Below are 25,865 nucleotides of genomic sequence, written 5' to 3' on the forward strand. Positions count from 1 at the left end.
CCCGGTCGATTAGCGGCCCACGTAAACCGGCTCGCGCTTTTCGAGGAAGGCGCGCTGCGCTTCCTTCGAGTCTTCGGTTTTTGACAGGAATTCGGTGTTGCCCTGCTCGTAGCGGTAGGCTTCACGCAGTGGCATGTTCTCGGTCATACGCGCAGCTTCCTTCGCGAGACGCAACGCAACAGGCGATTTCGACGCGATTTCCTTGGCGATTTCCATCGCGAAGGGCAGCAGTTCTTCTTTCGTCGTGCACGCTTCCACGAGGCCGAGTCGATACAGTTCATGACCCGAGACTTTCATGCCCGTGTAGAACATCCGGCGGGCCCGCGACTGGCCAAAAATGCGGTTCAGGAACGAGACGCCGCCAGCCAGGCCGACGTTGATTTCCGGCATCGAGACGTAAGCGTCTTCCGAAGCCACCCAGATGTCCGAGTTCATCACGATGCCGAAGCCGGCGCCCATGGCCGCGCCATTGATAGCGGCGATGATGGGCTTCGGGCATTCGCGGATCGCATACGCCGATTCCCGAACGATACGGTGATGCTTCGGGAACGCGCCAGGTTGCGAGAGGTCTTTGCGGTCGCTGATGTCGGCGCCTGCCGAGAACGCGGAACCCGCACCCGTAACAACGATGACCATAACATCGTCACGCGCGCCGAGCACGTCGAAACACTCGATGATGTCATTGCGCATTTCGGCGTTCTGGGCGTTGCGCTTTTCCGGGCGGTTGAGCGTAACGAGTGCGATCTTGTCTTTGATGTCAACGAGAAGGGTATTGAATTCCATTTTCCAGATTCCTTTATAAAGTTCGAGTGCTGCGCATACGATAAATCAGACGCGCGGAATATTTGCCATCACAACCTGGCTCAAACCGCCATCGATCAATAGTTCTTCGCCGTTGACGTAACTGGACCGATCGCTGGCCAAAAATAGAATTGCCTCCGCGATGTCATTTGACGTTGCAATTCGGCCACTGGGTACAGCCTCATTGCGTGCACGTAAACGACCTTCGTCCTGGTAATAAGCCTCACTCATAGGAGTTCGTACCAGGCCAGGACTCACGCAATTACTGCGAATTCCGTATTGTGCGAGCTCCAGGCAAAGCTGTTTGGAGAGCATCAAAACGCCGGCTTTGCTCACGCTATACGCAATCCCCTTGGGAATTGCGATGTCTGCGCCGATAGACGCCACATGCACCATTGTTCCGCCTTTGCCCGCATCGATCATTTGAGCGCCGAACGCCTGTGCGCAGAGGAATGCGCCCGTCAAATTGATCGACAGCAGACGCTGCCATTCGTCGAGCGTTGCATCGAGCAGCGCGACACGCCCACCACCGCCGATACCTGCGTTGTTGATCAGAACTTCAGCGGGGCCGAGTTCACGTAACACCGTTTCGGCAGCAAGAGCAACAGACGCGGCGTCAGACACGTCACAGCCGACGGCGATCGCGGTGCCTCCAGCCAGCAGAATATCGTTTAGGACGTCATGGCAGATTTCCCTGGTTCGATCCAGGATCGCGACTTTCGCGCCCGCGGCCGCCATATGCTTCGCCGTTTCCGAACCGATGCCACCCGCACCGCCCGTGACGACGCAAATGCGTCCAGACAGACCCAGCCAGGACAGGGAATTTTCACTGTTGCTCATTAACTTGCCCTTTGACCGATTCGATGATTTCGTTAAGAGAGATTGAACGAAGTCCGTCACAACCTGCGCGTACTCCGCATCGAACTGCGCGAGGCCTGCAATCAATGAGGCAGCGACCGGATGAGCGGCCTTGAATTTTTCACCGATCGGCATGCCGGCGGATGGGTTGTCCTCCGGCATTTGCGCGCCAAGTTCCTGGCCAAGAATCGCCGTGCTGGCATAAACGGCTTCCAACCCCTGCATAGACACCAGATGGAGCACATCGAGCACATCAAAAGGTGTTGCACCCGCACTCAAGGCACCTTTGAGATGGGTCGAAAGACCGGGCCCGTACATGTGAGCCGACGAAGCGTCGAGAGCGACATAAACCAGTTCCACCATCCGTGGGCTGAGCGGGCCCTTTCCTGCCGGCTGACCCGCATAATCCGCATACCGCTCAAGGAAGTCGGGATGGAGTTTCAGAATGGTATCGGTCCACGGGCGCCAGTAACCGCGTGCGGCGATGAACTTTTGCTTGATCCGCTTTTGTTCCACTGACTGTTCCATCCGCGTCTCCGTTTGTTATTTGATACCTGCAATTCAAGGAGCCATAGTCCACGACTGGCCGGTCACGAATTGTGCCGCCGCGCTCGCCATGTAGCGGGCGATGGGCTGCACCTGGGAGACCGGGGTATGTGCGTGGACTTCGAGCGAATTGATGCGCAGACCCTTTGAGCCCCATTCGCAAGCCTGTGTCGCGACGAACATACGCGCCGCCGCTTCGTCACCGCAGGTAGCCCAGTCTTCGGTCTGCGTGGGGAGCAGGAGAGTCAGGCTTGCGTTTTGTGTATGCGACCGGGCAAATCGCTTTGCCGCCTCATGCGCCGCATTCAGGCGCTGGCCATCCGGTGCGTTCAGCACGGAGGCGTCAATAACCGACATGTACGTGGCGTCCTTATTGTCGGTTTGTAACGACATCCAGTTTTGTCCGGAGGCCGCAGCGACACCTACGACGTCGATGGTGGTTTCGGCATCCATGGGCAGAACTTCGTACTCGGCCGGGGCGCACTGGATGGACCCGCCGTAGACCGACGCCGCGCCGTCCACCGACACAGCGGAACCGGAGAGGGGGAGAGCGCCTTCGCTACCCAGGAAGAACAGCGCTTCAGCAAGTTCGACCGGTTCCGCAATACGACCGAGGGGAGTCTTGCCAGCTGCGCGAACCGGATCGAGGCGCCCCGATTCAATCAAGCGGCGCACGATTTCCGTACGCACAAAACCCGGGCACAGGGCGGTCACGCCGAGTTCCGGACGTGCAGCGGCCAGAGCTTGCGTGAAGGCGATAACGCCGGTCTTGGTCGGAGAGTACGCGCCTCGAAATGGGATCGCATGCAGCCCGGCACCCGACGATACATTGACGACGCGGCCATATGTTTTGAGCTTCTTTTCCAGCGCCTGGAAAATCAGGCGAGGCGCATCCAGATTCAGACGGACGAGCGGCGCAAACTGCTCCTGCGTCATCGCCGTGAGCGGCAATTGCGTGCTGTCCGACATGCCCGCATTATTGACGATAGCGTCGAGATACGGCATATCCACGGCCAGTGCCGCGATTGCTGTGGGCTCCATCAAATTGACGACGCGAATCAGGTGCGGCTCGTCAACCTTCGGCATTTTCTCGATCAAGCCCTGCAATGCTTCGGCCTGGTAATCCACCAGCACACAGCGCCAGCCATCTTTGGCGAAGCGCATGGCGCTCGCATAGCCGATACCGGAAGCGGATCCAGTGATAAGAACAGTCTTCTGGGAATACATATGCATATCCTCAAGCATTTTCGACATCGGTCGAGAATCTGAAGCTCTCGAATTGCTTGCGCAGCGGAACCTTGTACAGCTTGCCAGTCGCGGTGTGGGGGAGGGAATCCACGAAGACCACGTCATCGGGAAGCCACCACTTGGCAACGTTATTGCGCATGTGATCCAGCATTTCGTCAGCCGTAACATCCATTCCCTTGCGCTTCACCACGATGAGCAGCGGGCGCTCTTGCCAGTGCGAGTGGCGCAGACCAATAACAGCGGCCTCTTCAATCGCAGGATGGCTGAGCGCCACGCTTTCCAGGTCCAGAGACGAAATCCATTCACCACCCGACTTGATCACGTCTTTCGCGCGATCCGTGATCTTGAGATAGCCGTCGGCGTTCAACGTCGCCATGTCGCCGGTTGCGAACCAGTCATTCGCGTCCCATGCGTCGTCCTCGTGGTTGTAGTAGGCGCGGGCAATCCAGGGGCCGCGCACTTTCAATTGACCGGTGGTGTGGCCATCGTGGGGAAGGCGGTTGCCTTCGTCGTCGAAGATCGCGATTTCGGTACCCGGTAGCGAACGACCGGCAAGCATTTGAAGGTCGAAGCGCTCATCGAGCGTCAGATCGTTGTGCGTGGGCAGCGGAATGTTCACGGTCACGACAGGACTCGTTTCAGTCATACCCCATGCCTGACACAAATAGGCACCGAAATATTCCTCGAACTTTTCGATAATGCGACGCGGAGCAGCAGATCCACCCGAGAGGACGCGAGTCACGACGATGTCGCGACGACGCTGTTCTGAATCCACGCTTTCCGCGTATTCGAGCAACGACATCCAGACGGTAGGGACACCGCAAGATACCGTGCACTTCTCGTCGCGGAGCATCGAGTACACGTTTTCGCCAGACAGTTGCGAGCCCGGAAGAACGAGTTTGGCGCCGGCCATTGCCGACGAATAGGGGACGCCCCAGCCGTTTACATGAAACATGGGGACGATCAGGAGAAAGCTGTCGCGGGCACTAATAGCGAAGCTGTCGGCCATGCAGGTGGACATGGCGTGCAGTACCGTTGAACGATGGCTATACAGAACGCCCTTGGGTTTGCCCGTCGTGCCCGAGGTATAGCACATGGACGATGCGCTATTTTCGTCAAGTTGTGGCCACGTATAGACGTCACTGCACCCGGCCATTAGCGACTCATAGCAGGCGAGGCCGGGAACCACCATGTCGGGCATCTGATCAGCTTCGCACAGGGCGATGAAGCCTTGTATATGCGGGCATTGTGGCGCGATCTCCGCCACCAGCCTGGCCAGGTTCACGTCGAAGAATACATGTGTGCTCCCGGAGTGATTCAGGATGTAGACGATCTGTTCTGCGAACAGCCGCGGGTTCACGGTGGTCAGGACCGCGCCAGTGCCAGCAACCCCGTAATAGAGTTCGAGGTGGCGGTGGGTATTCCACGCCAGCGTAGCGACACGCTGGCCTGCGCTCACACCCAGTGACTGGATGAGGTTTGCAACCTGCTTTGAGCGGCGACGAGCGGCAGACCAGGTATATCGATGGAAATTGCCATCGCCCAGGTTGGATACGATCTCTTGATCGCTATGGTTGCTTGCCGCGTGCTCAATCAAATCGGAGATCAGGAGCTGCCGTTGTTGCATCAGTCCGTTCATTGTCGTCCTGTTTTATCTGTCTAAATAAAGTCTCACTCCATGGGCCCGTTTGCCGAATCAGGCAAAAAGAGCCACAACGCGCGCGTCTTACACAGGAAACGTACTGCTGAAACATTGGGGTTAATGCCGGGTTAGTGCCGGGTTAATGTCGAATCTGGACCGGAAATATCCCTTCTTGGGCGAGGTCACTTTACTACACAGAAGAGCCGCAATCGGGTGAGTATTGATGTCAAATCCGCAATACAGAACGAGAAATTTTTCGATTGTGTGATGGTCGATGAACTGCTTAGAATCCGCTCCAGACTGAGCTCCAGGCAGTAATTCACTTACCATTACAACGGAGATGCCATCATGGAATTTGGGGTATTTCTTCTCGCGCAGCAGCGCAGCTACGCACAGACATCGCAGAGCGTCATTCACAACACCATCGAGCAAACAGTCGTGGCCGAGCAAGCGGGCTTCGATGCCGCCTGGTACGCCGAGCACCATTTCAACAACTACTCGCTGTCCCCGTCGCCGCTGATGACGATTGCTCACGCAGCGGCCAGGACGACCAGGATCCGTCTTGGCTCGGCAGTTTGCATTCTTCCGCTTTACCATCCTGCACGCCTTCTGGCTGAAATCGGTCTTGTAGACACGCTATCCGACGGCCGTCTGGAACTGGGCATCGGCTCGGGCTACCAGCAGTTCGAATTCGAGCGCTTCGGCTCGGACCTCCCGACGTCGGGCGAAATCTTCCACGAAATCTGGGACATCATTAACCACGGGCTGAACGAGAAGGTCTTTGAGTACAAGGGGAAGCATTTCGAAATGCTGCCGACGTCGGTTGCGATCCGCACCATTCAGGAAAGGGTGCCGCTCTGGATCACGTCGATGAATCCGGGGACGCTGGGTCGCGCATTTAACGAAAACGCGAACCTGTTCACGACGGTCCTGCACGGAGGAAACGACGCTCTGCGCGGCCTGCGCGGTCGGCTGGAAGATCTGGCCTCGGGGCTGGGCAAGGATCTCAGCAAGACCAAGATTGGCTTCCTGCGTTGCGGCTTCGCATCGGACAGCAAGGCTGAAGTCGATGCGTATCTGGATTCCGCACGCTGGGCGCGTCGTATTTCCGAATCGCTGAAGGATCGCCGTATGGACGTCGACGACGGCTATCTCATCAAGGAGACGCCGTGCGCCGTCGACATGACCCTCGACCAATTGCGTCAGAATTTGCCGGTTGGTTCGGTCAACGAAGTCGTGGACAAACTGCTTCAGGAAATCGAAATCCTGAAGCCGAATCACATCGCACTCCAGACGCAACTCGGTGATTGTGACCAGAAGACGATGCTCAAGCAGATCGAACTCTGGGGCGACAAGATCATCCCGGCAGTGCGCAAGGAACTGGCGCGAAACGAAACTGCAACTGCCTGATCCAGCAGCAAGCAATAAATCCGGGAGGCATGGCATGCGTCTGCATTTGACGAATAGTGGCGCGATTACGCTGATTGCGCCGTCGCACTTCAAGCAATTCGAGATCCTGGTAGACGAGCAGCCTGCCTCCTTGCTGGATCAGTCGATTGCACGAATCGGTGAATGTGCTGACGAAGAGCACATATGGGTTAATCCGCAGGTTATTCGCTTTCTGTCGGGCAAGGCCGGAGACGCTGACTGGGAAGCCGACTTCGAAGCAATGGTTGGCTTCGCCAGGAAATTCAACTGGGTTAGCGAAGCAGGTTTGATCCGAGCCCACATTGTGCGCAATGAAAGCTCGGCAGGCAGTTCCGTCGATGACTTCAAGGCAGCAATGCGCATGTTGCCCGCCGGCGTGTCAGCGATCACGACGGGCGATATCGACAATCCAAACGGTATGGTGGTATCGAGCCTGACGTCGATTTCGGCGGAGCCGCCGCTGATTGGATTCTTCGTGCACCGGCATTCGTCCATGCTGAATCCGTTGAGAAGCAATGGCAAATTTGTGGCCAACATCCTGGGGCAGGCACACCATGACGTGGTGACGAACTTCCTGAAAGAGCAGCAGGGCAGCGCCCGCTTCGCCAGCGGTCGGTGGGGTTCTGGCCTGGACAATATCCCGATCCTGGTGGACGCATTGGCTAATGTCGAGTGCGACATCATCCATACGACGACCCTCGGAACGCACGAGATGGTCGTGGGCAGGATCCGCAAGACGACAACCGACGACGCTGGATCACCGATGGTGAACTTCAACGCCGCGATCCGCGCTCTCGCGTCGTAGTCGGAGGTCCAGATGGGTTACGGGTGCGAACTCTGCAGCTATCGCACGCGATCCTCCTTTTCGTAATGAACCCCGTTAAACAGGGGCGGCGTCGATTTGAGGCCGCGAGGCCGACGACAACTATCTCCGCGTATCGCCGAACGTGTTGTTTGCAGGGCGCACCTACTTGCCGTTTGCAAGACGGTATACCGGCCGGTTGGTGCTGTAAGCGTGTATCAAGATAAGCAAATAAATAAATAAATGAATGAGCGCGCGAAAGCGCGTCTTCTGATCTTGGAGACTAAATGAAGACGAAAATACTTGCGGCAGCGGTTGCCGCGACATCCTTGGCATCCGCTGCACACGCGCAGTCCTCGGTCACGATGTATGGCTACATCAGCGACGGCGTTCGTTACGTCAACAACACCGCAGGCGGCGCAACATTCCAGATGGCCAATGCGATCTCTCCGGAACGTTGGGGCTTGTTCGGCTCGGAAGACCTCGGTGGCGGCAACAAAGCGGTCTTCCAGTTGGAAAACTATTTCAACATCAACACCGGTGCCATGACTTCGCCGAACACGCTGTGGTACGGGAAGGCATACATGGGCATCGACAGCCAGCAGTTCGGTCGTCTGACGTTCGGTCGCCAGTACGCAACGACGGCACTGCGCGCGATCATGATGGACCCGATTTACATTGGTGGCGGTATCGCCGCAATATGCCCGCTCGGCCAAATCCTGACCGACGTGTGGACTCACGATTCGCGTACCAACAACAACATTGTTTACACGAAGCACATCGGCGACTTCGCACTCAGCGCGAGCTACAATCCCTCGGGCGTGGCCGGCGCATCGCGTGCGGGCGTAAATTACTCGGGCGACATTTACTACGCAGCGCACGGCCTGGAGGCCGCTGTTTCGTTTCAGCGTCAGTACAGCCCGGATGAAACGGGTACGCAGGACAACTGGTGGATCGGCGGTACCTACACGTACGGCGGTCTGAAGGCATACCTGAACCTGGTGACGCTGCGCCTGACGACGATCGATGGCGCGGCGGGTCCGGCTCGCCGCGACTACGTGACGACGATCGGTGGACGTTACCAACCGACCCCATACTTCACCCTGATCGGTGCCTACTATATCGACGTGGCCAGGAACCTGTCGAACGTCGATGGCGCAAACGGCAATAAAAATACGGCATACATCGAAGCACTGTACTCGCTGTCGAAATCGACGTCGCTGTACGTAGAGGCTGACCGTAACTGGTTCACGGGTGCCTACAAGCACGACAAGTACAGTACCCAGACCCTGCTCAATATGGCACCGGGCTCCTCGGCCCAGTTCGGGGTCTCCGTCGGTCTGGTTCACAACTTCTGATTGACGTTTTAAAAGTTACCCAGTGTTGTAAAAACCTATAGGCTATCAAACTGGAAAATGAAAACTATTAACGTCCAGTCGTTCATCGACGAACGACCACTTAAACCATTCCATGCAATTCTATTCTTGCTCATGTTTCTGACCATTCTTCTGGATGGTCTCGATGCAAGTGCAATGGGTTTGATTGCTCCTGCGCTGCTTAAGCAAATGCAGGCAACCAAGGCTGAGCTGGCACCGGTCCTTTCGGCATCGTTGATCGGCATCGGCATCGGTGCAGCACTGGGCGCTCCGTTCGCTGACCGCATTGGCCGCCGTCTGGTTCTCATCCTGAGCGTTGCGCTCTTCGGTATCACCACCATCTGGTCGGCACAGTCCACGACGCTGCACGAACTTATGTGGTCGCGCTTCTATACCGGTATCGGTCTTGGCGCTGCAATTCCGCTTTGCGCCACGATGATGAACGAATTCCTGCCCTCGCGCATGCGCAGCCGTGCAGTCAATGGGATGCTCTTCGGCTACGCGGTGGGTGGCGGAATCTGTGGTCCGCTCGCGCGCTCCGTGATTCCGCAACATGGCTGGCAAGGATACCTCCTGGTTTGTGGCATCGCTCCCTTGATCGTGGCAGTTCTGCTACTGTTCTTTTTGCCGGAATCGGTTCGATACCTCGCGACGGCTCAAAAGGACAGCGCCAGGATCCCCAAGGTCCTTTCGCGCATCGACTCGACAGTCGATTTTTCTGGTGTTCAGTTTATTGCTGACGCGACTGCCGCTGCTAAAAAGCACAAGTTCTCGTTTGTTGAACTGTTCTCGAAGGAGCTGGCGGTCCCGACGCTGCTCCTGTGGGTTGCGTATATCTGCTCGACGGTCGTGCTCTACGTGCTGCTGATGTGGACGCCGACGATCATGAGCGCTGAAGGTCGTTCACTGGCCGAAACCGCCAACGTCATGATGGCGTTCAACTGGTTCTCTGGCATCGCCATTCTCCTGGGCGGTATCCTGATGGACAAGTTCGGCTCCTTGCGCGTCATCTCGATCTACTTCGCGATCTCGGCAATTCTGGCTGTTGTTGTCGGCATCACGGGCGTTCACGGCAACGCACTGCTGTGGATGCTGGTGTTGACGGCAATGGGCAACAACGGAGCCTGCTCCTCGATGTCCACGCTCGCAACCCAGATGTATCCAACGTCCTCGCGCGCGACGGGCGCTGCCTGGGTGCTGGCTGTCGGTCGCTTCGGCGGTGTGGCCGGGACGTTCCTGGGCGCCACGCTGATTGGACTCGGCTGGCCCCTGACGACCATCGTCGCAGCGGTCGCACTCCCGACCGTCGTCGCTTCGATCGCGATCATCTGTATTGGCTTCGGTATCCCGTCCCTACGCAATCGATACGATGGTGTCGAGGCGAAGGCGGCCTTCCACGGATAGGCAAGCGAGAGCCTATGTTCGGTTCCACAAAGCTGCTGCCAGCGTGTAGTGGCTTTGTATTTTTTCTGGTCAAGCTATTCCCGGAATACGCAATGATTCCGCATATTGAAAACAAAATAGGGAGACTTCGTGGACAGGCTTCGTGCGATGGAGTTATTTCTTTCTATTTCCAGAAATAAGAATTTTTCAGAAACTGCTCGCCAGTTCGGTACTGCCGCGGCCTCCGTTTCGAGAATGATTCTGGATCTCGAGCATGACCTGAAGGTTAAGCTGTTCACTCGAACCACGCGCAGTGTCACGCTGACCGAAGCGGGGATCGAATACGCAAAGCATGTCGAAGGTATCCTGCGGAGCATAGATGATGCGCAACGGAGCGTCACCTCTATCACCTCTACACCCTCGGGAACGCTACGCGTTCATTCTCGGGTTATGTTCGGCCTTGGTGTATTGCCGACGCTGATTGCCGAATTTTCGAAACTTTACCCGGAAATTCAAATCGAATTGACGCTGAGCGAAGCCCGCGCTGATTTTACCAGGGATCAAATCGATATTGATTTCCGGATTGCGCCGCCGATTGAATCAGGCATCAAACGCCGAATTCTCTTCAGAAGTGACCGCTACCTGGTAGCTTCTCCCGGTTACTTCATTGGTCGAAGCTCAGTCGCTTCGCCGGAACAACTGAAAGCACATCAATGCGTCGCTTATTTCATGCCGGGAACCAGCTATTCATGGCGATTCCGGAAAGACGACGTTGAAAATGAAGTCCAGTTTCATCCCCGTCACGTAAGCAATAACGGTATCGCCTTACTCGAATTCGCACGCATGGGTGAAGGTATCGTTCTTCTGGATGACTACACCGTTCATAAGGATCTTATAAGCGGAAGATTGATTCGCCTGCTTCCTGAGTATCAGGTGACCAATTCGAGTTTCGAAGATGGTATGTACGCGACAATTGTTGATTCGCCTGCCATTCCTGCCAAGATTCGCCTGTTCCTGGACTTCGTAGCCTCCCGCATCTCGGGCTCGGAACTTAGATTCTCTGCTTATGAGTCTAGTGAAGTGAAGATGTCTCGTTAGCAGAGGGCATGACAGGGGTCTGCTAATACTACTGCTTAAATATTCGTGAAGGTGATGCCGCCATCGACAGCCAACCACTGCGCGGTTACGAACCCAGCATCATCGGAGACCAGATACACGATTGCCTTGGCGATGTCATCGACGTTGCCCAAACGGCCCAGCGGAGTCGTCGCCACGCGCCTGGCATCGCGTTCTTCGTTACGATTTCGGGCCGTGCCTTCGGTTGGAACTGCAGAAGGGCAAACTGCATTGACACGGATATTTCGGGCCCCCAGTTCTGCCGCCGCCGCACGCGTGATCCCCAGGATACCGGACTTGATGCCCGAGTACACAATGGAGTTCGCGGCAGAGCGCAGAGCTGCCGTTGAGGCCACGTTGACGATGGCGCCGCCGCGCTCGGGATCCATGACTGCCGCCGCGGCTTGAATCCCCCAGATTACGGCTTTGAAACCGACATCAAGCATACGATCTACCGTCTCGGGGGCGATCTCCAACACCGATTGATAGCGAACCCAGGCCGCGTTACTGATCAGGATATCGAAGCGACCGCCTTTTTCATAAACGATATTAACGGCCTCGGTGATGCCTTCGCGCGTCGAGACGTTCTTCACGACTGGAAATGCGTGGCCGCCAGCAGCAATCACGGCTTCAACGGTATCGCTGACTAGTTCATCCTTCAGGTCGTTGACGCCAACGATAGCGCCACGTGCGGCCAGTCTGAGAGCGGTCGATTTACCAATACCAGCGCCGGCTCCAGTCACGAGGGCATAACGCCCAACCAAATCTTGTTGCATATTAGCTTTCCGTTCCCGGTTAATGGATTATCGACCCTTAAATACAGGTGCGCGTTTTTCCAGGAATGCCATGCGGGCTTCCTTGGCGTCCTCGGTCCTGGCCAGCATCATCGTGATGTCCTGCTCGTGACGGTAGGCCTCACGCTGGGGCATTTGGTCGGTGAAGTTGGCAGCTTTCTTTGCCTGGACTAGCGCGATCGGGGATTTGCTGGCAATGCGGCGAGCCAGTTCCATGACGTGGGGCAGCAACTGATCGGGGTGGAGCACGTCCTCCAGCACATTACGACGCAGCAGATCTTGAGCCGTCAACTTATCGCCGGTAAAGAACATGCGGCGGACAGTCGAGCGACCGAACAACGTGCACAGCATCGATGCACCGCCAGCCAGGCCGACGTTGATCTCCGGCATCGCGAACACAGCATTTTCTGACGCGTACATGATGTCACATGAGGCCATCAAGCCCAGACCGGCGCCCAGGGCCGGGCCATTTACAGCGGCGATCACGGGCTTTGCGCACTCTTTGATCGAATTGCCGGTTTCGCGAGTCCATCGGTTGTGATCGAGGAAGTCGCCCGGGACGTCGGGGTCCGGGCGGTCGCGGAGGTCCGCCCCAGCACAAAAGGCGGTACCGGCGCCGGTCAGGACAGCGCAGCGAATATCGTCGCGAAGGCTGATTTCGTCAAATACGGCAATGAGACGACGACGCATGGCCCGCGATAGCGCGTTCTTGACCTCGGGACGATTGAGCGTGACCAGGGCCACGCCATCCTGGACTTCCAGGGTCACCGTAGTTTCGGCGATCTCTTGTACGTCTGCGCTCATGCGTCTACTCCGGTAGTTATCTCTTGATTTATGGTGCCAAGGTGTACAAGAGATTCTACCGTCTCCAGATTGGATGATTTTCAATCAAAAACCAAGGCTGATTCATCCAAATCACGGGTAGTCCAGGGTGCCTGGCAGGTCTTATGATGATCAGTTCGTTGGCTTTTTTGCTTCATGGGACGCGTAAGCGGAGAATCTGAGTTCTGAGCCGGAGACGCGGGAAGCGACGAAGTCCAGGAACAGGCGGGTCTTGGTCGGGATGGACGGAGAATCGATAATCGTCGCGTACATACCGTCTTCGAATGAGGAATTGGTGACCTGATATTCGGGAAGCAGCCGCACCAATCTTCCGCTCATGAGATCTTTATGCACAGTGTAGTCATCCAGAAGAACGATGCCTTCACCCATGCGTGCGAATTCGAGTAGAGCAAGACCGTTATTGCTCACATGACAGGGCTGAAACGGGACTTCCGATTCGACATCGTCTTTCCGGAATCGCCATGAATAGCCGTTGCCCGGCATGAAATAAGCGACGCATCGGTGAAGTTTCAGTTCTTCCGGCGATGTGGGCTTGCTCCGGCCAATGAAGTAACCAGGAGACACTACCAGGTAGCGCTCACTCCTGAAAAGAATTCGGCGCTTGATCCCGGATTCAACTGGAGGTGCAATTCGAAAATCAATATCGATCTGATCCTTGCTTAGATCAGCCGGGCTTTCGCTCAGCACCAATTCGACTTGAATATCCGGGTAAAGCCTGGAGAATTCGCTGATTAGAGTCGGTAACACGCCCACGCCGAACATGACGCGCGAATGAACGCGTAGCGTTCCCGAGGGGGCGGTGGTAATGGAAGTGATGCTCCGATGGGCATCTTCAATGCGCCGCAGAACGTCTTCGACATGCTTTGCATATTCGAGCCCTGCTTCGGTCAAGGCGACATTGCGGGTAGTGCGGGTGAACAACTTAACCTTCAGGTCATGCTCGAGATCCAGAACCATTCTCGAAACCGAGGCCGGGGCGATGCCGAATTGGCGGGCAGTTTCTGAAAAGCTTTTATTTCTGGAAATAGAAAGGAAGAATTCCATCGCACGAAGTCGGTCCACGACGACTCACCCTTTTGCTTTCAATAAAAATCAATTATTGCACATTTCGGAATAAAGTAACCAGAAAAGACACAAGTCCACCGTCGAGGAACATCGGGTTTGTTGGTAGAGGTATTCGAAAGAAACAGAGCCGCGACTTTGCCCCACGCAGGAAACGCACTGCTGAACCATTGGGGTTAATACTCAATCTGAGCCGGAGATATCCCTCCAAGGGTGAGACTACTTTACTACACACAAGAGCTGTAATCGGGTGAGTATTGATGTCAAATGCGCAATACAGAACGAGAAATTCTTCGATTGTGTGATGTGCTACAGCGCCGAACGTATCGACGATCTGGCGCACCGAGGCGTGGTGTGATCGGGTCCGACTTGGTGCGCGCCAGGGCGACGCGCCGTTAATTCCCCGAGGTCCGAACGCCGCGCATCACGTTTCCCGACGGCCGCGTCGAACTTTCGTTGGCCAAGACCGATCTCCCCGGCATGTTTACCCGTCGCGGCATTCTCGATTTGGATCAGACACAACAACTTCGATTTCTTTGGGTCCAAGATCGTCTCTTGTCCATCGTGACACGTTCGTAGAACGATCTGAATTTATGCGGTCCTGCTTCTGGGCAAGCGTAATTTACTACGAACTAGCAGTTCAATTAGAAGAGTATTGATGTCAAATTCTTAATACAGAAGGAGAGGTTTTTGGATTGTGCCGGATTCGTCGAACTGCTTAAATCGGTTCCAGTGGAGATGCAGCCAGCTAACCATAACAACGGAGACATCATCATGGAATTCGGTGTATTTATTTTGGGTCAACAACGCTCGTACGCACAGACTTCGCAGAGTGTTATTCACAACACGATCGAGCAGACGGTTGTCGCTGAACAGGCTGGCTTCAACGCCGCGTGGTACGCAGAGCACCATTTCAACAACTACTCGCTTTCGCCGTCGCCCTTGATGACGATCGCACACGCGGCAGCCAGGACGAGGACGATCCGTCTGGGTTCGGCGGTTTGTATCCTGCCCTTGTATCATCCAGCACGTCTGCTCGCTGAAATCGGTCTTGCAGACACGCTGTCGGAAGGGCGTCTCGAACTGGGCATCGGCTCTGGCTACCAGCAATTCGAATTCGAGCGCTTCGGCTGCAAGCTCGCAAACAGCGGCGAGATCTTCCACGAAATGTGGGACGTGATTAACCACGGGCTGGGCCAGAAGGTCTTTGAGCACAAGAGCAAGCACTTCGAAATACCGCCGACGTCGATTGCGATCCGTATGGTGCAGGAAAAGGTGCCGCTGTGGATCACGTCGATGAACCCGGACACGCTGGGTCGCGCATTCAACGAAAACGTGAACCTGTTCACCACGGTTCTGCACGGTGGCGCCGACGCACTGCGCGGTTTGCGCGCTCGCCTTGAGGGGCTGGCCACGGAACTTGGCAAGGACCTCTCCACGACCAGGATTGGCTTCCTGCGCTGCGGATTTGCTTCGGATAACGAATCGGAAATCAGGTCGTATCTCGATTCGGCACGCTGGGCTCGTCGTATCTCGGAATCGCTGAAGGATCGTCGCATGGACATGGACGATGGGTACCTCGTGAAGGAAACGCCGTGCGCCGCCGACATGACCCTCGGCCAACTGCGCGCCAATCTGCCGGTCGGCTCGATTAACGAGGTTGTCGACAAGCTGCTTCAGGAAATCGAGATCTTGAAGCCGAACCATATCGCACTTCAAACGCAGCTTGGTGACTGCGACCAGAAGATGATGCTCAAGCAGATCGAACTCTGGGGCGACAAGATCATCCCGACAGTGTGCAAGGAACTGGCACGGAACGAAGCAGCGGTGTTGGCTTGATCAACCAGTAAGCAAGAAATACGGAGACCTCTAATGCGTCTACATTTGACGAATAGCGGTGCGATTACTCTTATTGCGCCGTCGCACTTCAAACAATTCGATATCTTGGTAGACGAACAACGTGGCGCGTTGCTGGATGCGGCAATTGCGCGAGTCGGTCATCGTTCGGATGAAGAGCACGTCTGGGTCAATCCCCAGATCATTCGATTTCTGTCCGGAAAGGCCGGCGATGTTGAATGGGAGACCGGCTTCGAAGCAATGGTGGGTTTCGCCAGGAAATTCAACTGGGTCAACGAAGAAGGCCTGATTCGCGCTCATATTGTGCGTAATGAAAACTCGGCGGGTAGTTCTGTCGACGATTTCAAGGCGGCAATGCGCATGCTTCCGGCGGGCGTGTCCGCGATCACCACGGGAGATATCACAAATCCGAGCGGTATGGTGGTGTCCAGCTTGACTGCGATTTCGGCGGAACCTCCGTTAGTCGGCTTCTTCGTGCACCGCGATTCATCCATGCTTGGGCCGCTGAAAACCAATGGCAAGTTCGTGGCCAACATCTTGGGCCAAACACACCATGACGTGGTGGCGAAGTTCCTGAAGGAGCCGCAGGGTTGCCCCCGTTTTGCTACCGGGCAATGGAGTTCGGGTCTGGACGGCCTGCCGATCCTGGTTGATGCGTTGGCCAATGTTGAATGTGACATCATCCACATGACGACCTTGGGCACACACGCGATGTTTGTTGGCAAGATCCGCAAGACGACCACCGACGACGCAGGATCGCCGATGGTGAACTTCAACGCCGGGATTCGCGGTCTGACGCAGTAAACGGAGATCGAGATGCTGACCCAAGACAGGAATATCGATGCTGCCCAGCAAGGGGCAAACGCGATCTCCGAAGATCGCCGGACCGCGGTCGTATCTGCATTCGTGAACTCCAGAGACTACGGGCTCGATCTGTCCATCTATTTCAGTGACGGCGCTGTGGAGTTGGTGAACTGCCGGGTGCAAGGAAAGACCTGATTCCTGAACCGGGATTCATTCTAAAGCCCTCTTGGATACATAATCAGGAGGGCTTTTACGTCAAGAGCCATCTGACTAGTAACGATAAGAAGGGGCGCCGGATCATGGCTTGCGCCACGAAATCGTGTCTTTCTTTTGCTGGCGCCCCCGACCCGAGTTTTGCTGAGATTTTCCGCAATAACTGCTTCAAGAACGGTCTCTTGCCGATCGTGTCGCCAGAGGATCAAGTCGCCGCGCTTTTCGAGAAAGTGGATAAGCTCGAAGGGTGTCGCCTCACGCTCGGCAGAACAATTACCGGGTCATTCGCAGGATTCAGTTGCGTCTGTGCCGGGTCCACACCGGCGCACGCGCTCGAAAATGGCGCCGCGCGGCTCCGGGCAATTGCCAAGCGGCGCCCACGCCATCGTGCGCGCCTCATCCGCGCCAACACCGAAAGCCTGCAACAACGCAAACATCGACTGCTCGGTATAGTCCTCGGGCGCTTCGCCAGACAGCAGCGTTTCGATGCCGTACATGATCGAGCCGAGGGTGATATCGCGGGCCACCGTCACGTGGCCGACATGCAACCGCCCTGAGTCGATCGCCATCTGCAAGTCACGCGTGAGGTATTCGTCGAGCAGGCGGCCGCGCGAGCCGCGCCGTGTGCCCACGCGCGTGATGAATGCGCCCCACAGCGGATAGCGCGCCGCCATCAGCATATAAAGCCGCGAGCCCGTCACCACGCGCTGCGCGGGATCGCTCACTTCAAGCACGAGCGGGTCAATCACGCTGAGCACTTCATCGCTGGTCTCGCCGGCAACGGCCGCGAGCAATTCGCCAGTTGTCCTGAAGTAGTTGTAGAACGTGCCTCGCGCCACCCCGGCGGCGGCGATGAAGTCATCGATCATCGGAGCATCGGGGCCCTTTTCGGCGAAAACGGCTAGTGCGCTCTCGATCAGCTTGTTGCGCGTCTTTTCCCGGCGTAACGCGCCTACGCGGCTCTGGTAGTTCTCAATCGGAGCCTTCATTTTTTCTCCAGTTCATTCGGCGCTTCGCGACGCGCCCCATCCGGGTTTTTCCTTGTCCCGATTCTAGTTGACGATTTTATCAAATCAACTAGAATTCTGAATTGACAAATATGTCAATTCATCGCCGGATGCCCAGCAACATCACGGCGAGCAACAGGAGATGGAAATGCGATTGGTCAGTTTTGAACGAGACGGCAAGGCGACGCTGGGCGTGCGCGAGGGCGACGCGGTGCGCGTGCTGGGAGAGGAAACGTTGGAATCGCTGCTGGCCCGCGGCGCGAATCTCGTCGATTACGCAAGCAGTGGGGCAAACCAGCAGCGTATCGCGGCGAGCGAACTGAAACTGCTGCCGCCGCTCCAGCGTCCTCCGAAGATCATTTGCGTCGGACTGAATTTCGCCGATCACACGTCCGAGAGCCAGTACAAGCAACCCGATTACCCGACGCTGTTTTTCCGCGTTGCGACCAGCCTGATCGCGCACGAGCAGCCTATGATCCGCCCGGCCGTGAGCGATTCCGAAGGGCTCGACTTCGAGGGCGAGATCGCCGTGGTGCTGGGCAAGGGCGGCCGCCATATCCGCAAGGAAGACGCGCTGTCACACGTGGCCGGTTATTCCGTCTTCAACGACGGTTCCGTGCGCGAGTATCAGTTCAAAACGCCGCAATGGACAGTGGGCAAGAACTTTGACGGCACCGGCGCGTTCGGGCCCGATCTCGTCACCGCCGACGAGTTGCCGCCCGGCGTGAAGGGCCTTCGCCTCGAAACGCGTTTGAACGGCGAAGTGGTGCAGTCGGCGAGCACCGACGACATGGTTTTCGACGTCGCGAGCCTCATCAGCGTCATCAGCGAAGCGATCACGCTGGAAGCCGGCGATGTGATCGTCTCGGGCACGCCTGCGGGCATCGGCTGGGCGCGCAACCCGAAGCTGCTGATGAAGGCTGGCGACGTGTGCGAGGTGAGCGTCGAGAAGATCGGCACACTGAGAAACATGATTGCCGACGAAGCCGCGCATTAAGCCGCGCAACTTTCACGAGCCGGCCACAGAGCCGGCGCATCGCCAGATTCAAGGAGACGGTCATGTCCGACCCGGTAGTCGTTTCCGCGCGCGCCAGCGTGCATTCGATCGATCACTTCGCGCTCACGGTTCCCTCGGTTGACGATGCGGCGAGGTTTTATCGCGCGTTCGGTCTCGACGTGGCAACGGCCGGCCCGCAAGCGAGCGAACTGGAGTTGCGGGCTGCGGACGGCCACCGTTGGGCGCGCATTTTGCCCGGATCGTCCAGAAGTCTCGCGTGGCTCACCTTCAACTGCTTCGAAGTCGACCTTGACGCCTTGCGCGCCCAGGTGGAGGCGGCAGGCGCCGTTGCGATGGATGCACCGATAGCCGACCCTGAAGGTTTCTGGTTTCTCGATCCCGACGGCAATCTCATCCAGGTGAAGGCCGGACCGAAAACCAGCCCATACTCCAAGAGCCCGTGCGTGCTCGCCAGCAGCGCGGCCGACGAGCGTGGTTCGCACATCCGATCCGAATCGAAAACGGTACAGCCACGGCGTCTCTCGCACGTGCTGCTCTTTACGCCAGACGTGCCGCGTGCGCTCGAGTTTTACGGCAACGCGCTGGGCCTGCGCCTGTCCGACCGCTCGCGCGACATCATCGCCTTTACGCATGCCCCGCACGGCAGCGATCACCATCTGGTCGCGTTCGCGAAAAGCAGCGCGCGCGGCTGGCACCACGCGGCGTGGGACGTGGATAACGTCAACCTCGTCGGCGAGGGCGCGTCGCAAATGGCTGCAGCCGGCTACACGAAAGGTTGGGGCACGGGCCGGCACGTGCTCGGTTCGAACTACTTTCACTACGTTGAAGACCCCTGGGGCTCGTTCTGCGAATACTCGGCCGACATCGACTTCGTGTCGGCCGGCCACGCATGGCCCGCAGGCGACTTTGCACCGGAGGATTCGCTGTACCTCTGGGGACCGGAAGTACCCAGCAACTTCATTCACAACACCGAGGCTCCCGCATAGGACCACCGGCGTGAAGCCGCAAGGCTGAACGGACTCTCTCTCTCTCTCGGATGTGCACTGGATGGCTGCCAGACGACCTGGCGCCAGGGCACGACTCGCTTTTTTTGCAGGGGAATTCAAATGGCAGATCAGAATCTTCTCGACGTCGTCATCGTCGGTTACGGCCCGGTCGGGCAGTCGCTGTCCATTCTGCTCGGCGCGCGTGGCTACGATGTCGCGGTCTTCGACCGCTGGCCGTCGCTTTATCCGTTGCCGCGCGCGGTGTTTCACGATCATGAAATCCGCCGCGTCTTTCATGCTATGGGTATTGGTAAGGATATCGAATCGATATCCCAGCCGTCCGCGACCTATCAGTGGTTCAACGCCGACTGGAAAACGCTCGTGGAAATCGACTGGTCCGCGGAATCGATCAGCGACGGCCCTGTGGGGTATCTGTTCAATCAGCCATCGCTCGAAGCACTGCTCGACCGCAAGGCCAAGTCGATGCCGAACGTCTCCGTCAATCAGGGCTGGGAGGCTGTCGAACTGCGCCAGTTGCCAGATTGCTGCGAGGTGGTCCTCAAGCAGGGGCGCATGACGAACGGGACGTGGCTCACGACCGGCGAGACGCGCACGGTCCGCGCCCGCTATGTCGTCGGGGCAGACGGCGCGAACAGCTTCGTGCGCCGCTCGCTGGGCGTGACCTTCGAGGACCTCGGCTTCCAGGAAGACTGGCTCGTCATCGACCTGAAGCCGAACGAGGGCGTGAAGCTCGACGTACCCGACATCGGCCAGTGGTGCAATCCGGCGCGCCCGACCACGATGGTGCCCGGCGGGCCCGGCTACCGGCGCTGGGAGTTCATGCGCCTGCCGCACGAAACGCTCGAAGACCTGCAGAAACCGGAAAAGGTCTGGGAACTGCTCTCGCCGTGGGTCGGACCGGATCGCGCCACGCTGGTGCGCTACGCGGTCTACACGTTCCGCTCGTTGATCGCCGAAACGTGGCGCAAGTCCCGTGTGCTGCTCGCGGGCGACGCGGCTCACCAGATGCCCCCATTCATGGGGCAGGGCATGTGTTCGGGCCTGCGCGATACATGGAATCTGGCGTGGCGCCTCGACCTCGTGCTCAAGGGCATCGCCGGCGCCGATCTGCTCGATGGCTACACGCCCGAGCGCCGCCCCCAGGTTCGTGCCGTCATCGATGCGTCGATCGCCATGGGCAAGGTCGTGTGCATTTCGGATCCGCAGGAAGCCGCGCAGCGCGACGCGGCGTATCTGTCGGGCCAGGTGCCGGCGCTGCCACCTTTCCCGGGGCTCACCGACGGACTCATTCGTGGCGATCAGAATTCGGCCACGGGAGGCATTGCCGGTCAACTCTGCGTGCATGGCCAGGTGCGAAACGACGGCGAAGTCATGCGTTACGACGACGCCATGCCGAACGGCTTTCACGTGATCGCGCTCGATGCGGACCCCGACCTCTATCTGGACGAGCCGGCGCGCAAGATGCTGGGGCGGATCGGCGCGCAGACGATCGGCGTCACGCACGACGAAAGCCGGGTCGTCGCGGGCCGGGTGTTGTTCGATGTAAGCGGGAAGTACGAGGCATTCTTCAATGAGTACGGTGCAAAGGCGCTGATTGTGCGCCCTGACTACTACGTGTTTGGCGCGGTGGGTTCGTTGACCGAGCTGTCCGGGCTCGTTGACATGCTCGGCGCGGGGCTGGCGCTCAAGACCGGGCACGGCATCGGGCAGGAATACCTCGTAAGCGCACAGTCGTGACGTAGGAGGAGGGGGAGGGCCGGACTTCTTCCCCCCACGCAATCGCGACCTGAGTGTGCTGAAGCAGGTGCGTCATTGAAATGAAGGATGACGAAATAATAAGGGTGGCTTTGCCGTAATTCGCAGGGCCGGTACGTTTAACTTTGCATCCGGGCCATCGACCGCGAAGTGAGCGCGGCAAAAAATCAGGAGACAACCCATGTCGGGCAGTGCAATCGCAGTGGAAGATCTCATCAACGCAAGACAAACATCAGGAATGCAAATCATTGTCTTGATTCTGTGTTTCCTGGTCGTCGCCATGGACGGTTTCGACGTCGCGTCGGCTGGCTACGTCGCGCCGCTGCTCAAGCGCGAGTGGCTCCTGGGGCCGCAGCAACTCGGGGCGATTTTTGGCGCGGGGCTTCTCGGGCTGACGGTGGGCAGTTTCGTGTTCGGTCCTCTGGCGGACCGCATCGGGCGCAAGCGGACCATCGTCATTTCCGTGATCCTCTTTGGCATCGGCAGCCTGCTCACGTCGGCGGCGCCTGCAGCCGGCTGGTTCATTGCGCTGCGGTTTCTCACCGGCGTGGGACTCGGCGGCGGCATGCCGACGGCGATCACGCTGAGCTCGGAGTACAGCCCGGAGCGTCACCGTCCGATGCTCGTCACGCTGATGTTCTGCGGCTTCACGATAGGTCTCGCGTTCGGCGGCCAGCTTGCTGCGTCGATCATGCCCGCGTATGGCTGGCGCAGCGTTTTTGTGGCGGGCGGCATCGCGCCGCTCGCGCTTGCGCCGGTGCTGTGGTTGCTGCTGCCGGAATCGCTGCGCTTCATGCTGGGAAAGCGCAGGTACGCGGACGAGGCCCAACGCCTCCTCGGCCACCTGAGCGGCGACGCCGCCGTTGCTCTGGGCAACCTCGAACAGGCAACGGTGGCGCAGCCTGAAGCAGAAGGTTCGAAGCGCCCTGCGGCGACGCTCTTCAATGCGCACTACCGGGCCGGCACGCTGCTGCTGTGGATCGCGTTCTTTTGCACCTTATGGGTGTACTACCAGATCAGCAGCTGGCTGCCTTCGGTACTCGCCGATTCGGGCATGAGCGCCGCGCGCGCCGCCCAGGCGAGTTCGCTGCTGCCGGTGAGCGGCACGGTCGGCGCGCTGATCAATGCGGTGCTGATGCGGCGGATCAATCCATTCGTTGTGCTTAGTGCGTCCTACGTGGTGGCGGCGGCTGGGATCGCGTGCATTGGCCCGGCGATGGGCAGCCCCTGGCTTCTCGTGCTTGCCGTGTGGTTTTCGGGACTCGGGCTCTCGGGCGCGCAGACCGGCGCGAACGTCCTCGTGGCGGGCTTCTATGAAACGCGGGCCCGCGCGACCGGCGTGAGCTGGGCGTTAGGCGTCGGGCGGGTGGGATCGATCATCGGCTCGATGACAGGCGGCGTGCTGCTCGCGTTGCTGCACTCGCCGCGCATCGCCTTTCCTGTTTTCGCGCTGCCCGCACTGGTCGCCGCCGTGGCGATGTCGGCAACAGGGCGCCTGTATCGCGGCAAAGCCGTGAACTGAAGCCGGAACGGGCGCAATTGGGCCCGTATCCGGCAAAACGATAAAAAATAAACTGGAGACGTCAATGAAGAAGGTGGCAACGGCAGTATCTCTCGCGTGCGTGACGCTAGGCGCCCACGCACAAGGCAGTGCAACCATTTATGGGTTGCTCGATGAAGGCTTTACGTACGTGACCAACGAACAGGGGAGCCACAACTACAGGCTCGACAATTCGATCCTGTATCCCAGCCTCTTCGGAATCAAGGGATCGGAAGAACTGGGTGGCGGCACGAAGGCGATTTTCAATCTGGTCTCGCAGTTCAACCTCGGCACGGGTGCATCGATGCCGGCCGGCTCGATCTTCGGGCGCAACGCATACCTCGGGTTGACCAATGATCGATACGGCACCGTCACGTTTGGCAACCAGTACGACTTCATGACCGATACGCTGTTCTACGGCGGCTACGACGCGAGCTATGCGTACGGCGGCCTCTATAACCTGCGTCAGGGCCCGTTCGCGAAGCTCGGCGTGCCTGAGAATCCAACGGGCGCATTCGAACTCGATAACGTTGGGGGCGCACACCGCGTGCAGAACTCGGTCAAGTACGTGACGCCCAATCTCGCCGGATTTTCGGCGGGCGCCATGTACGGCTTTGGTGGCGTTGCCGGCTCGTTTCAGGCCGATCGCACCGTGGGCTTTTCGGCAAGCTATACGGCAGGCGCGATTTCCGTGGGCGGCGCGTATGTCGACGCCCACTATCCCGAACTGGCCAACGGCCAGGAGGGGATTCGCAACTACGGCTTCGGTGTGCGGTACGACGGACTCGGTAACCGTTACAACGTGCTTTTCACCGATACGAAGAACACGCTCACGGGCGGCGAGGTGTGGGTCGTGCAGGCCGGGGTCCTGCGCTGGCTGAATGACGCCTGGCTCATCGGCACGAACTACCAGTACATGAAAGGCAACGCCAGGCTCTCGCACAACAAGGCGAGCCAGGTGACCGCTGCTGTGCAGTACCTGCTTTCGAAGCGCACGACGGTCTATCTGGAGGGCGTATTCCAGCAGGCAGGGGGAGACGGTCAGGCCAATGCGTGGATCAACGGTCTCTCGCCTTCAGGATCGAACCGGCAGACGGCGCTGCGCGTCGGTCTCGCGACGCGGTTCTGAGGCGCTAGCCGCATTTGCAATAACTTGCTACGGCAGGGTGATGAGAATGGAAGAGAAACAATACAGCGGTCCCGGGCAAATGGTCATCGACGAACGCGGTCGCGGGCCGCGCGTCGTCTTCATTCATGGCGGCGGGTTGGGCGGCGCAATGGCGTGGCAGGAGCAATGGCCGCTTGGCGACACCTGGCGTCTCGTCATGCCGGCACGCCCCGGCTACGGTGCGAGCCCGTGGCCCGGAAGCGAGGATTTCGCGCACGACTCAAATTACGTAGCAGATCTAATCGAGCCGGGCGATCACGTGGTCGCGCATTCGTATGGCGCCGCCGTTGCCATGCTGGCCGTGGCGAAAGACGTGAGCCGCGTGGCGTCCCTCACGTTGATCGAGTCGGGCACGAGCGACATTGCGAAGGAGGATCCCCGCGTTACGGCGTTCCATTACGCGACGCTCGGTCTTGCGGCGCACCCGCCCGCGGATGACGAAGTGTATCTGCGTACGCTCTTCAAGATTCTGGAGCCCTCGCGGCCGCTGCCCGACCCGTTGCCTGCGCCGCTGCGTGCCTTCGCAGGGCACTTGCCGCACTTCCGTTCGCCATCGGAAGCCATCGTGCCGGTGCGCGAACTGGCGGCGGCTTCGTTTCCGACACTCCACATTTCCGGCGGCCATAGCGCCGCCTATGAAGGCATTACCGATGCGCTGGCTTCGCAGCTTGGCGGCGAGCGCGTCGTCATCGAGGGCGGAGGACACGCGCCTCAACGCACCGGCGAGCCCTTCAATGCCGTGCTGCGCCGGTTCCTCAGCGGCGAGCCGCCGTCGAGCGGGGAGTCGGCGGCATAACTTCAATAGACGGGGGGCATCGCACGGCTGCTCCCCAAACTCATGGAATTCGAAAATGACGATGTACACAGACGATCGTTGGCAGATCACCGACCTCATGACGGGATGGATTCACCGCGATCTGGGCGAATGGGACAAGTTGCGCGACCTGTTCCATCCGGACGGAGAGATCGAAGTGACGTGGTTTGAAGGCAAGGCTTCCGATTTCATCGAGGGGTCGAGGCGCATGGGGAAATCCCCGCTGAAAACGAAGCACCTCGTCGGCACGCCGGTCGTGACATTTCACGGCGATCGCGCGCTCGTCGAAACGAACGCCGTTATCGTCGCCGACAACGCTGCGCTGAATTTGGGCTGCGCGGTTCACAATCGATTCTTCGACAAAGTCGAGCGGCGCGATGGCGTCTGGAAACTGGTCAAGCGTCAAAGCATATACGACATGGGGTCATTTACGTTTCCCGGCGGCATCGTCGCGATCGAGCAGGAGGTGGTTGCGAAGTACCCCAGAGAATACGCGGCACTTGCATATCTGCTTGAGAAGAGCGGCTTTCCAGTCGGCCGCGTTTTCGCAACTCGCGGAAGCGAAATCGAAAAGAGCATGAAAGCCGAGGCGCGGCAGTGGCTCGCTAACGCGCCGGCGCGGTGAAGTTCGGTTCCGCTGGCACAATCAAAAGCTCGGGCTCGGGCTCGGGAGAGCGATCCGCTGTTCGCCGACAAGGTTCGCGACATCGTTGGCCTGTACCTCGATCCGCCACTCAAGGTGATGGTGCTGTGTGTTGGCATGGCGTAGGGCAAATGCCCAGA

At 58.3% G+C, this 25,865-nt stretch carries 23 protein-coding genes; 15 read left to right on the top strand and 8 right to left on the bottom strand.

The annotated features are described in order from the left end of the window. Positions 1-9 precede the first annotated feature (9 nt). From L5014_RS08055 to L5014_RS08070, 4 genes are read right to left on the bottom strand one after another with little or no spacing between them, the layout of a single operon-like run. Positions 10-783, bottom strand: a complete 774-nt coding sequence (locus L5014_RS08055) for an enoyl-CoA hydratase/isomerase family protein (RefSeq protein WP_238463055.1) — start codon at positions 781-783, stop codon at positions 10-12. 45 nt (positions 784-828) lie between these two features. Next, positions 829-2,187 carry a glucose 1-dehydrogenase gene (locus L5014_RS08060; protein ID WP_238463056.1) on the bottom strand — a complete coding sequence of 453 codons (1,359 nt, stop codon included), beginning with the start codon at positions 2,185-2,187 and terminating at the stop codon, positions 829-831. Positions 2,188-2,220: 33 nt separating this feature from the next. Further along, positions 2,221-3,432: an SDR family NAD(P)-dependent oxidoreductase gene (locus tag L5014_RS08065; RefSeq protein WP_238463057.1), complete on the bottom strand. Its 1,212-nt coding sequence runs from the start codon at positions 3,430-3,432 to the stop codon at positions 2,221-2,223. 10 nt (positions 3,433-3,442) lie between these two features. Continuing rightward, positions 3,443-5,092 (bottom strand): long-chain fatty acid--CoA ligase, encoded by a 1,650-nt coding sequence (locus L5014_RS08070; RefSeq protein WP_238463058.1) that lies wholly within the window; start codon positions 5,090-5,092, stop codon positions 3,443-3,445. 351 nt (positions 5,093-5,443) lie between these two features. Here L5014_RS08070 and L5014_RS08075 point away from each other — a divergent pair, with 351 nt between their 5' ends. From L5014_RS08075 to L5014_RS08095, 5 genes are all read left to right on the top strand, one after another. Continuing rightward, entirely contained in the window at positions 5,444-6,505 is a 1,062-nt protein-coding gene (locus L5014_RS08075) for an LLM class flavin-dependent oxidoreductase (RefSeq protein ID WP_238463059.1), read from the top strand. 34 nt (positions 6,506-6,539) lie between these two features. Then, the gene (locus tag L5014_RS08080) at positions 6,540-7,328 is read left to right on the top strand and encodes a flavin reductase family protein (RefSeq protein ID WP_238463060.1); all 789 of its coding nucleotides are present in this window, start codon (positions 6,540-6,542) and stop codon (positions 7,326-7,328) included. Between the two features lie 284 nt (positions 7,329-7,612). Next, positions 7,613-8,683, top strand: coding sequence for a porin (locus tag L5014_RS08085; protein WP_238463061.1), 1,071 nt, complete (start codon positions 7,613-7,615; stop codon positions 8,681-8,683). Positions 8,684-8,740: 57 nt separating this feature from the next. Next, positions 8,741-10,105, top strand: a complete 1,365-nt coding sequence (locus L5014_RS08090; protein ID WP_238463062.1) for an MFS transporter — start codon at positions 8,741-8,743, stop codon at positions 10,103-10,105. Positions 10,106-10,234: 129 nt separating this feature from the next. Beyond that, positions 10,235-11,182 carry a LysR family transcriptional regulator gene (locus L5014_RS08095; protein ID WP_238463063.1) on the top strand — a complete coding sequence of 316 codons (948 nt, stop codon included), beginning with the start codon at positions 10,235-10,237 and terminating at the stop codon, positions 11,180-11,182. Positions 11,183-11,217: 35 nt separating this feature from the next. Here L5014_RS08095 and L5014_RS08100 read toward each other — a convergent pair whose 3' ends face one another. From L5014_RS08100 to L5014_RS08110, 3 genes are all read right to left on the bottom strand, one after another. After that, positions 11,218-11,976 (bottom strand): SDR family NAD(P)-dependent oxidoreductase, encoded by a 759-nt coding sequence (locus L5014_RS08100; RefSeq protein WP_238463064.1) that lies wholly within the window; start codon positions 11,974-11,976, stop codon positions 11,218-11,220. A 27-nt stretch (positions 11,977-12,003) separates the two neighbouring features. Beyond that, the gene (locus L5014_RS08105) at positions 12,004-12,798 is read right to left on the bottom strand and encodes an enoyl-CoA hydratase/isomerase family protein (protein ID WP_238463065.1); all 795 of its coding nucleotides are present in this window, start codon (positions 12,796-12,798) and stop codon (positions 12,004-12,006) included. Positions 12,799-12,948: 150 nt separating this feature from the next. Continuing rightward, complete coding sequence (locus L5014_RS08110) at positions 12,949-13,881, bottom strand: LysR family transcriptional regulator (RefSeq protein WP_238463066.1); 933 nt, start codon at positions 13,879-13,881, stop codon at positions 12,949-12,951. Positions 13,882-14,637: 756 nt separating this feature from the next. Here L5014_RS08110 and L5014_RS08115 point away from each other — a divergent pair. The 3 genes from L5014_RS08115 to L5014_RS08125 are packed head-to-tail and all read left to right on the top strand — an operon-like array spanning position 14,638 to position 16,755. Further along, positions 14,638-15,738, top strand: a complete 1,101-nt coding sequence (locus L5014_RS08115) for an LLM class flavin-dependent oxidoreductase (RefSeq protein WP_238463191.1) — start codon at positions 14,638-14,640, stop codon at positions 15,736-15,738. 33 nt (positions 15,739-15,771) lie between these two features. Then, entirely contained in the window at positions 15,772-16,560 is a 789-nt protein-coding gene (locus L5014_RS08120) for a flavin reductase family protein (RefSeq protein WP_238463067.1), read from the top strand. 12 nt (positions 16,561-16,572) lie between these two features. Beyond that, complete coding sequence (locus L5014_RS08125; RefSeq protein ID WP_238463068.1) at positions 16,573-16,755, top strand: hypothetical protein; 183 nt, start codon at positions 16,573-16,575, stop codon at positions 16,753-16,755. A gap of 299 nt (positions 16,756-17,054) precedes the next feature. Here the strand turns inward: L5014_RS08125 and L5014_RS08135 are convergent, their stop codons facing one another. Continuing rightward, the gene (locus L5014_RS08135) at positions 17,055-17,762 is read right to left on the bottom strand and encodes a TetR/AcrR family transcriptional regulator (RefSeq protein WP_238463069.1); all 708 of its coding nucleotides are present in this window, start codon (positions 17,760-17,762) and stop codon (positions 17,055-17,057) included. Between the two features lie 166 nt (positions 17,763-17,928). On the opposite strand from L5014_RS08135, the gene L5014_RS08140 reads away from it, so the two are divergent. The 7 genes from L5014_RS08140 to L5014_RS08170 all read left to right on the top strand — a co-directional run bounded on the left by L5014_RS08140 (position 17,929) and on the right by L5014_RS08170 (position 25,707). Further along, positions 17,929-18,777: a fumarylacetoacetate hydrolase family protein gene (locus L5014_RS08140; RefSeq protein ID WP_238463070.1), complete on the top strand. Its 849-nt coding sequence runs from the start codon at positions 17,929-17,931 to the stop codon at positions 18,775-18,777. A 62-nt stretch (positions 18,778-18,839) separates the two neighbouring features. Beyond that, on the top strand, positions 18,840-19,784 hold the full coding sequence (locus L5014_RS08145) for a VOC family protein (RefSeq protein WP_238463071.1): 945 nt from the start codon (positions 18,840-18,842) through the stop codon (positions 19,782-19,784). A 120-nt stretch (positions 19,785-19,904) separates the two neighbouring features. Beyond that, positions 19,905-21,542 (top strand): bifunctional 3-(3-hydroxy-phenyl)propionate/3-hydroxycinnamic acid hydroxylase MhpA, encoded by a 1,638-nt coding sequence (gene mhpA, locus L5014_RS08150; protein ID WP_238463072.1) that lies wholly within the window; start codon positions 19,905-19,907, stop codon positions 21,540-21,542. A gap of 199 nt (positions 21,543-21,741) precedes the next feature. After that, a complete protein-coding gene (locus tag L5014_RS08155; RefSeq protein WP_238463073.1) occupies positions 21,742-23,082 on the top strand; it encodes an MFS transporter in 1,341 nt (446 codons plus the stop codon). Positions 23,083-23,146: 64 nt separating this feature from the next. Then, positions 23,147-24,229 (top strand): porin, encoded by a 1,083-nt coding sequence (locus tag L5014_RS08160; protein ID WP_238463074.1) that lies wholly within the window; start codon positions 23,147-23,149, stop codon positions 24,227-24,229. Between the two features lie 46 nt (positions 24,230-24,275). After that, positions 24,276-25,064, top strand: coding sequence for an alpha/beta fold hydrolase (locus tag L5014_RS08165; RefSeq protein WP_238463075.1), 789 nt, complete (start codon positions 24,276-24,278; stop codon positions 25,062-25,064). Positions 25,065-25,125: 61 nt separating this feature from the next. Further along, entirely contained in the window at positions 25,126-25,707 is a 582-nt protein-coding gene (locus L5014_RS08170) for a nuclear transport factor 2 family protein (protein WP_274389301.1), read from the top strand. Positions 25,708-25,865: the final 158 nt, after the last annotated feature.

This window comes from Paraburkholderia tagetis (assembly GCF_022213065.1).
GTDB lineage: Bacteria > Pseudomonadota > Gammaproteobacteria > Burkholderiales > Burkholderiaceae > Paraburkholderia > Paraburkholderia tagetis.

Bases quoted from the DNA above. Each gene is read 5' to 3' on its own strand.
- L5014_RS08090 (WP_238463062.1), top strand. From the start codon at position 8,741: ATGAAAACTATTAACGTCCAGTCGTTCATCGACGAACGACCACTTAAA.
- L5014_RS08115 (WP_238463191.1), top strand. From the start codon at position 14,638: ATGCAGCCAGCTAACCATAACAACGGAGACATCATCATGGAATTCGGT.
- L5014_RS08105 (WP_238463065.1), bottom strand. From the start codon at position 12,798: ATGAGCGCAGACGTACAAGAGATCGCCGAAACTACGGTGACCCTGGAA.
- L5014_RS08100 (WP_238463064.1), bottom strand. From the start codon at position 11,976: ATGCAACAAGATTTGGTTGGGCGTTATGCCCTCGTGACTGGAGCCGGC.
- L5014_RS08110 (WP_238463066.1), bottom strand. From the start codon at position 13,881: ATGGAATTCTTCCTTTCTATTTCCAGAAATAAAAGCTTTTCAGAAACT.
- L5014_RS08170 (WP_274389301.1), top strand. From the start codon at position 25,126: ATGTACACAGACGATCGTTGGCAGATCACCGACCTCATGACGGGATGG.
- L5014_RS08145 (WP_238463071.1), top strand. From the start codon at position 18,840: ATGTCCGACCCGGTAGTCGTTTCCGCGCGCGCCAGCGTGCATTCGATC.
- L5014_RS08135 (WP_238463069.1), bottom strand. From the start codon at position 17,762: ATGAAGGCTCCGATTGAGAACTACCAGAGCCGCGTAGGCGCGTTACGC.
- L5014_RS08060 (WP_238463056.1), bottom strand. From the start codon at position 2,187: ATGGAACAGTCAGTGGAACAAAAGCGGATCAAGCAAAAGTTCATCGCC.
- L5014_RS08125 (WP_238463068.1), top strand. From the start codon at position 16,573: ATGCTGACCCAAGACAGGAATATCGATGCTGCCCAGCAAGGGGCAAAC.
- L5014_RS08055 (WP_238463055.1), bottom strand. From the start codon at position 783: ATGGAATTCAATACCCTTCTCGTTGACATCAAAGACAAGATCGCACTC.
- L5014_RS08070 (WP_238463058.1), bottom strand. From the start codon at position 5,092: ATGAACGGACTGATGCAACAACGGCAGCTCCTGATCTCCGATTTGATT.
- L5014_RS08085 (WP_238463061.1), top strand. From the start codon at position 7,613: ATGAAGACGAAAATACTTGCGGCAGCGGTTGCCGCGACATCCTTGGCA.
- L5014_RS08080 (WP_238463060.1), top strand. From the start codon at position 6,540: ATGCGTCTGCATTTGACGAATAGTGGCGCGATTACGCTGATTGCGCCG.
- mhpA (WP_238463072.1), top strand. From the start codon at position 19,905: ATGGCAGATCAGAATCTTCTCGACGTCGTCATCGTCGGTTACGGCCCG.
- L5014_RS08075 (WP_238463059.1), top strand. From the start codon at position 5,444: ATGGAATTTGGGGTATTTCTTCTCGCGCAGCAGCGCAGCTACGCACAG.
- L5014_RS08140 (WP_238463070.1), top strand. From the start codon at position 17,929: ATGCGATTGGTCAGTTTTGAACGAGACGGCAAGGCGACGCTGGGCGTG.
- L5014_RS08120 (WP_238463067.1), top strand. From the start codon at position 15,772: ATGCGTCTACATTTGACGAATAGCGGTGCGATTACTCTTATTGCGCCG.
- L5014_RS08155 (WP_238463073.1), top strand. From the start codon at position 21,742: ATGTCGGGCAGTGCAATCGCAGTGGAAGATCTCATCAACGCAAGACAA.
- L5014_RS08160 (WP_238463074.1), top strand. From the start codon at position 23,147: ATGAAGAAGGTGGCAACGGCAGTATCTCTCGCGTGCGTGACGCTAGGC.
- L5014_RS08165 (WP_238463075.1), top strand. From the start codon at position 24,276: ATGGAAGAGAAACAATACAGCGGTCCCGGGCAAATGGTCATCGACGAA.
- L5014_RS08065 (WP_238463057.1), bottom strand. From the start codon at position 3,432: ATGTATTCCCAGAAGACTGTTCTTATCACTGGATCCGCTTCCGGTATC.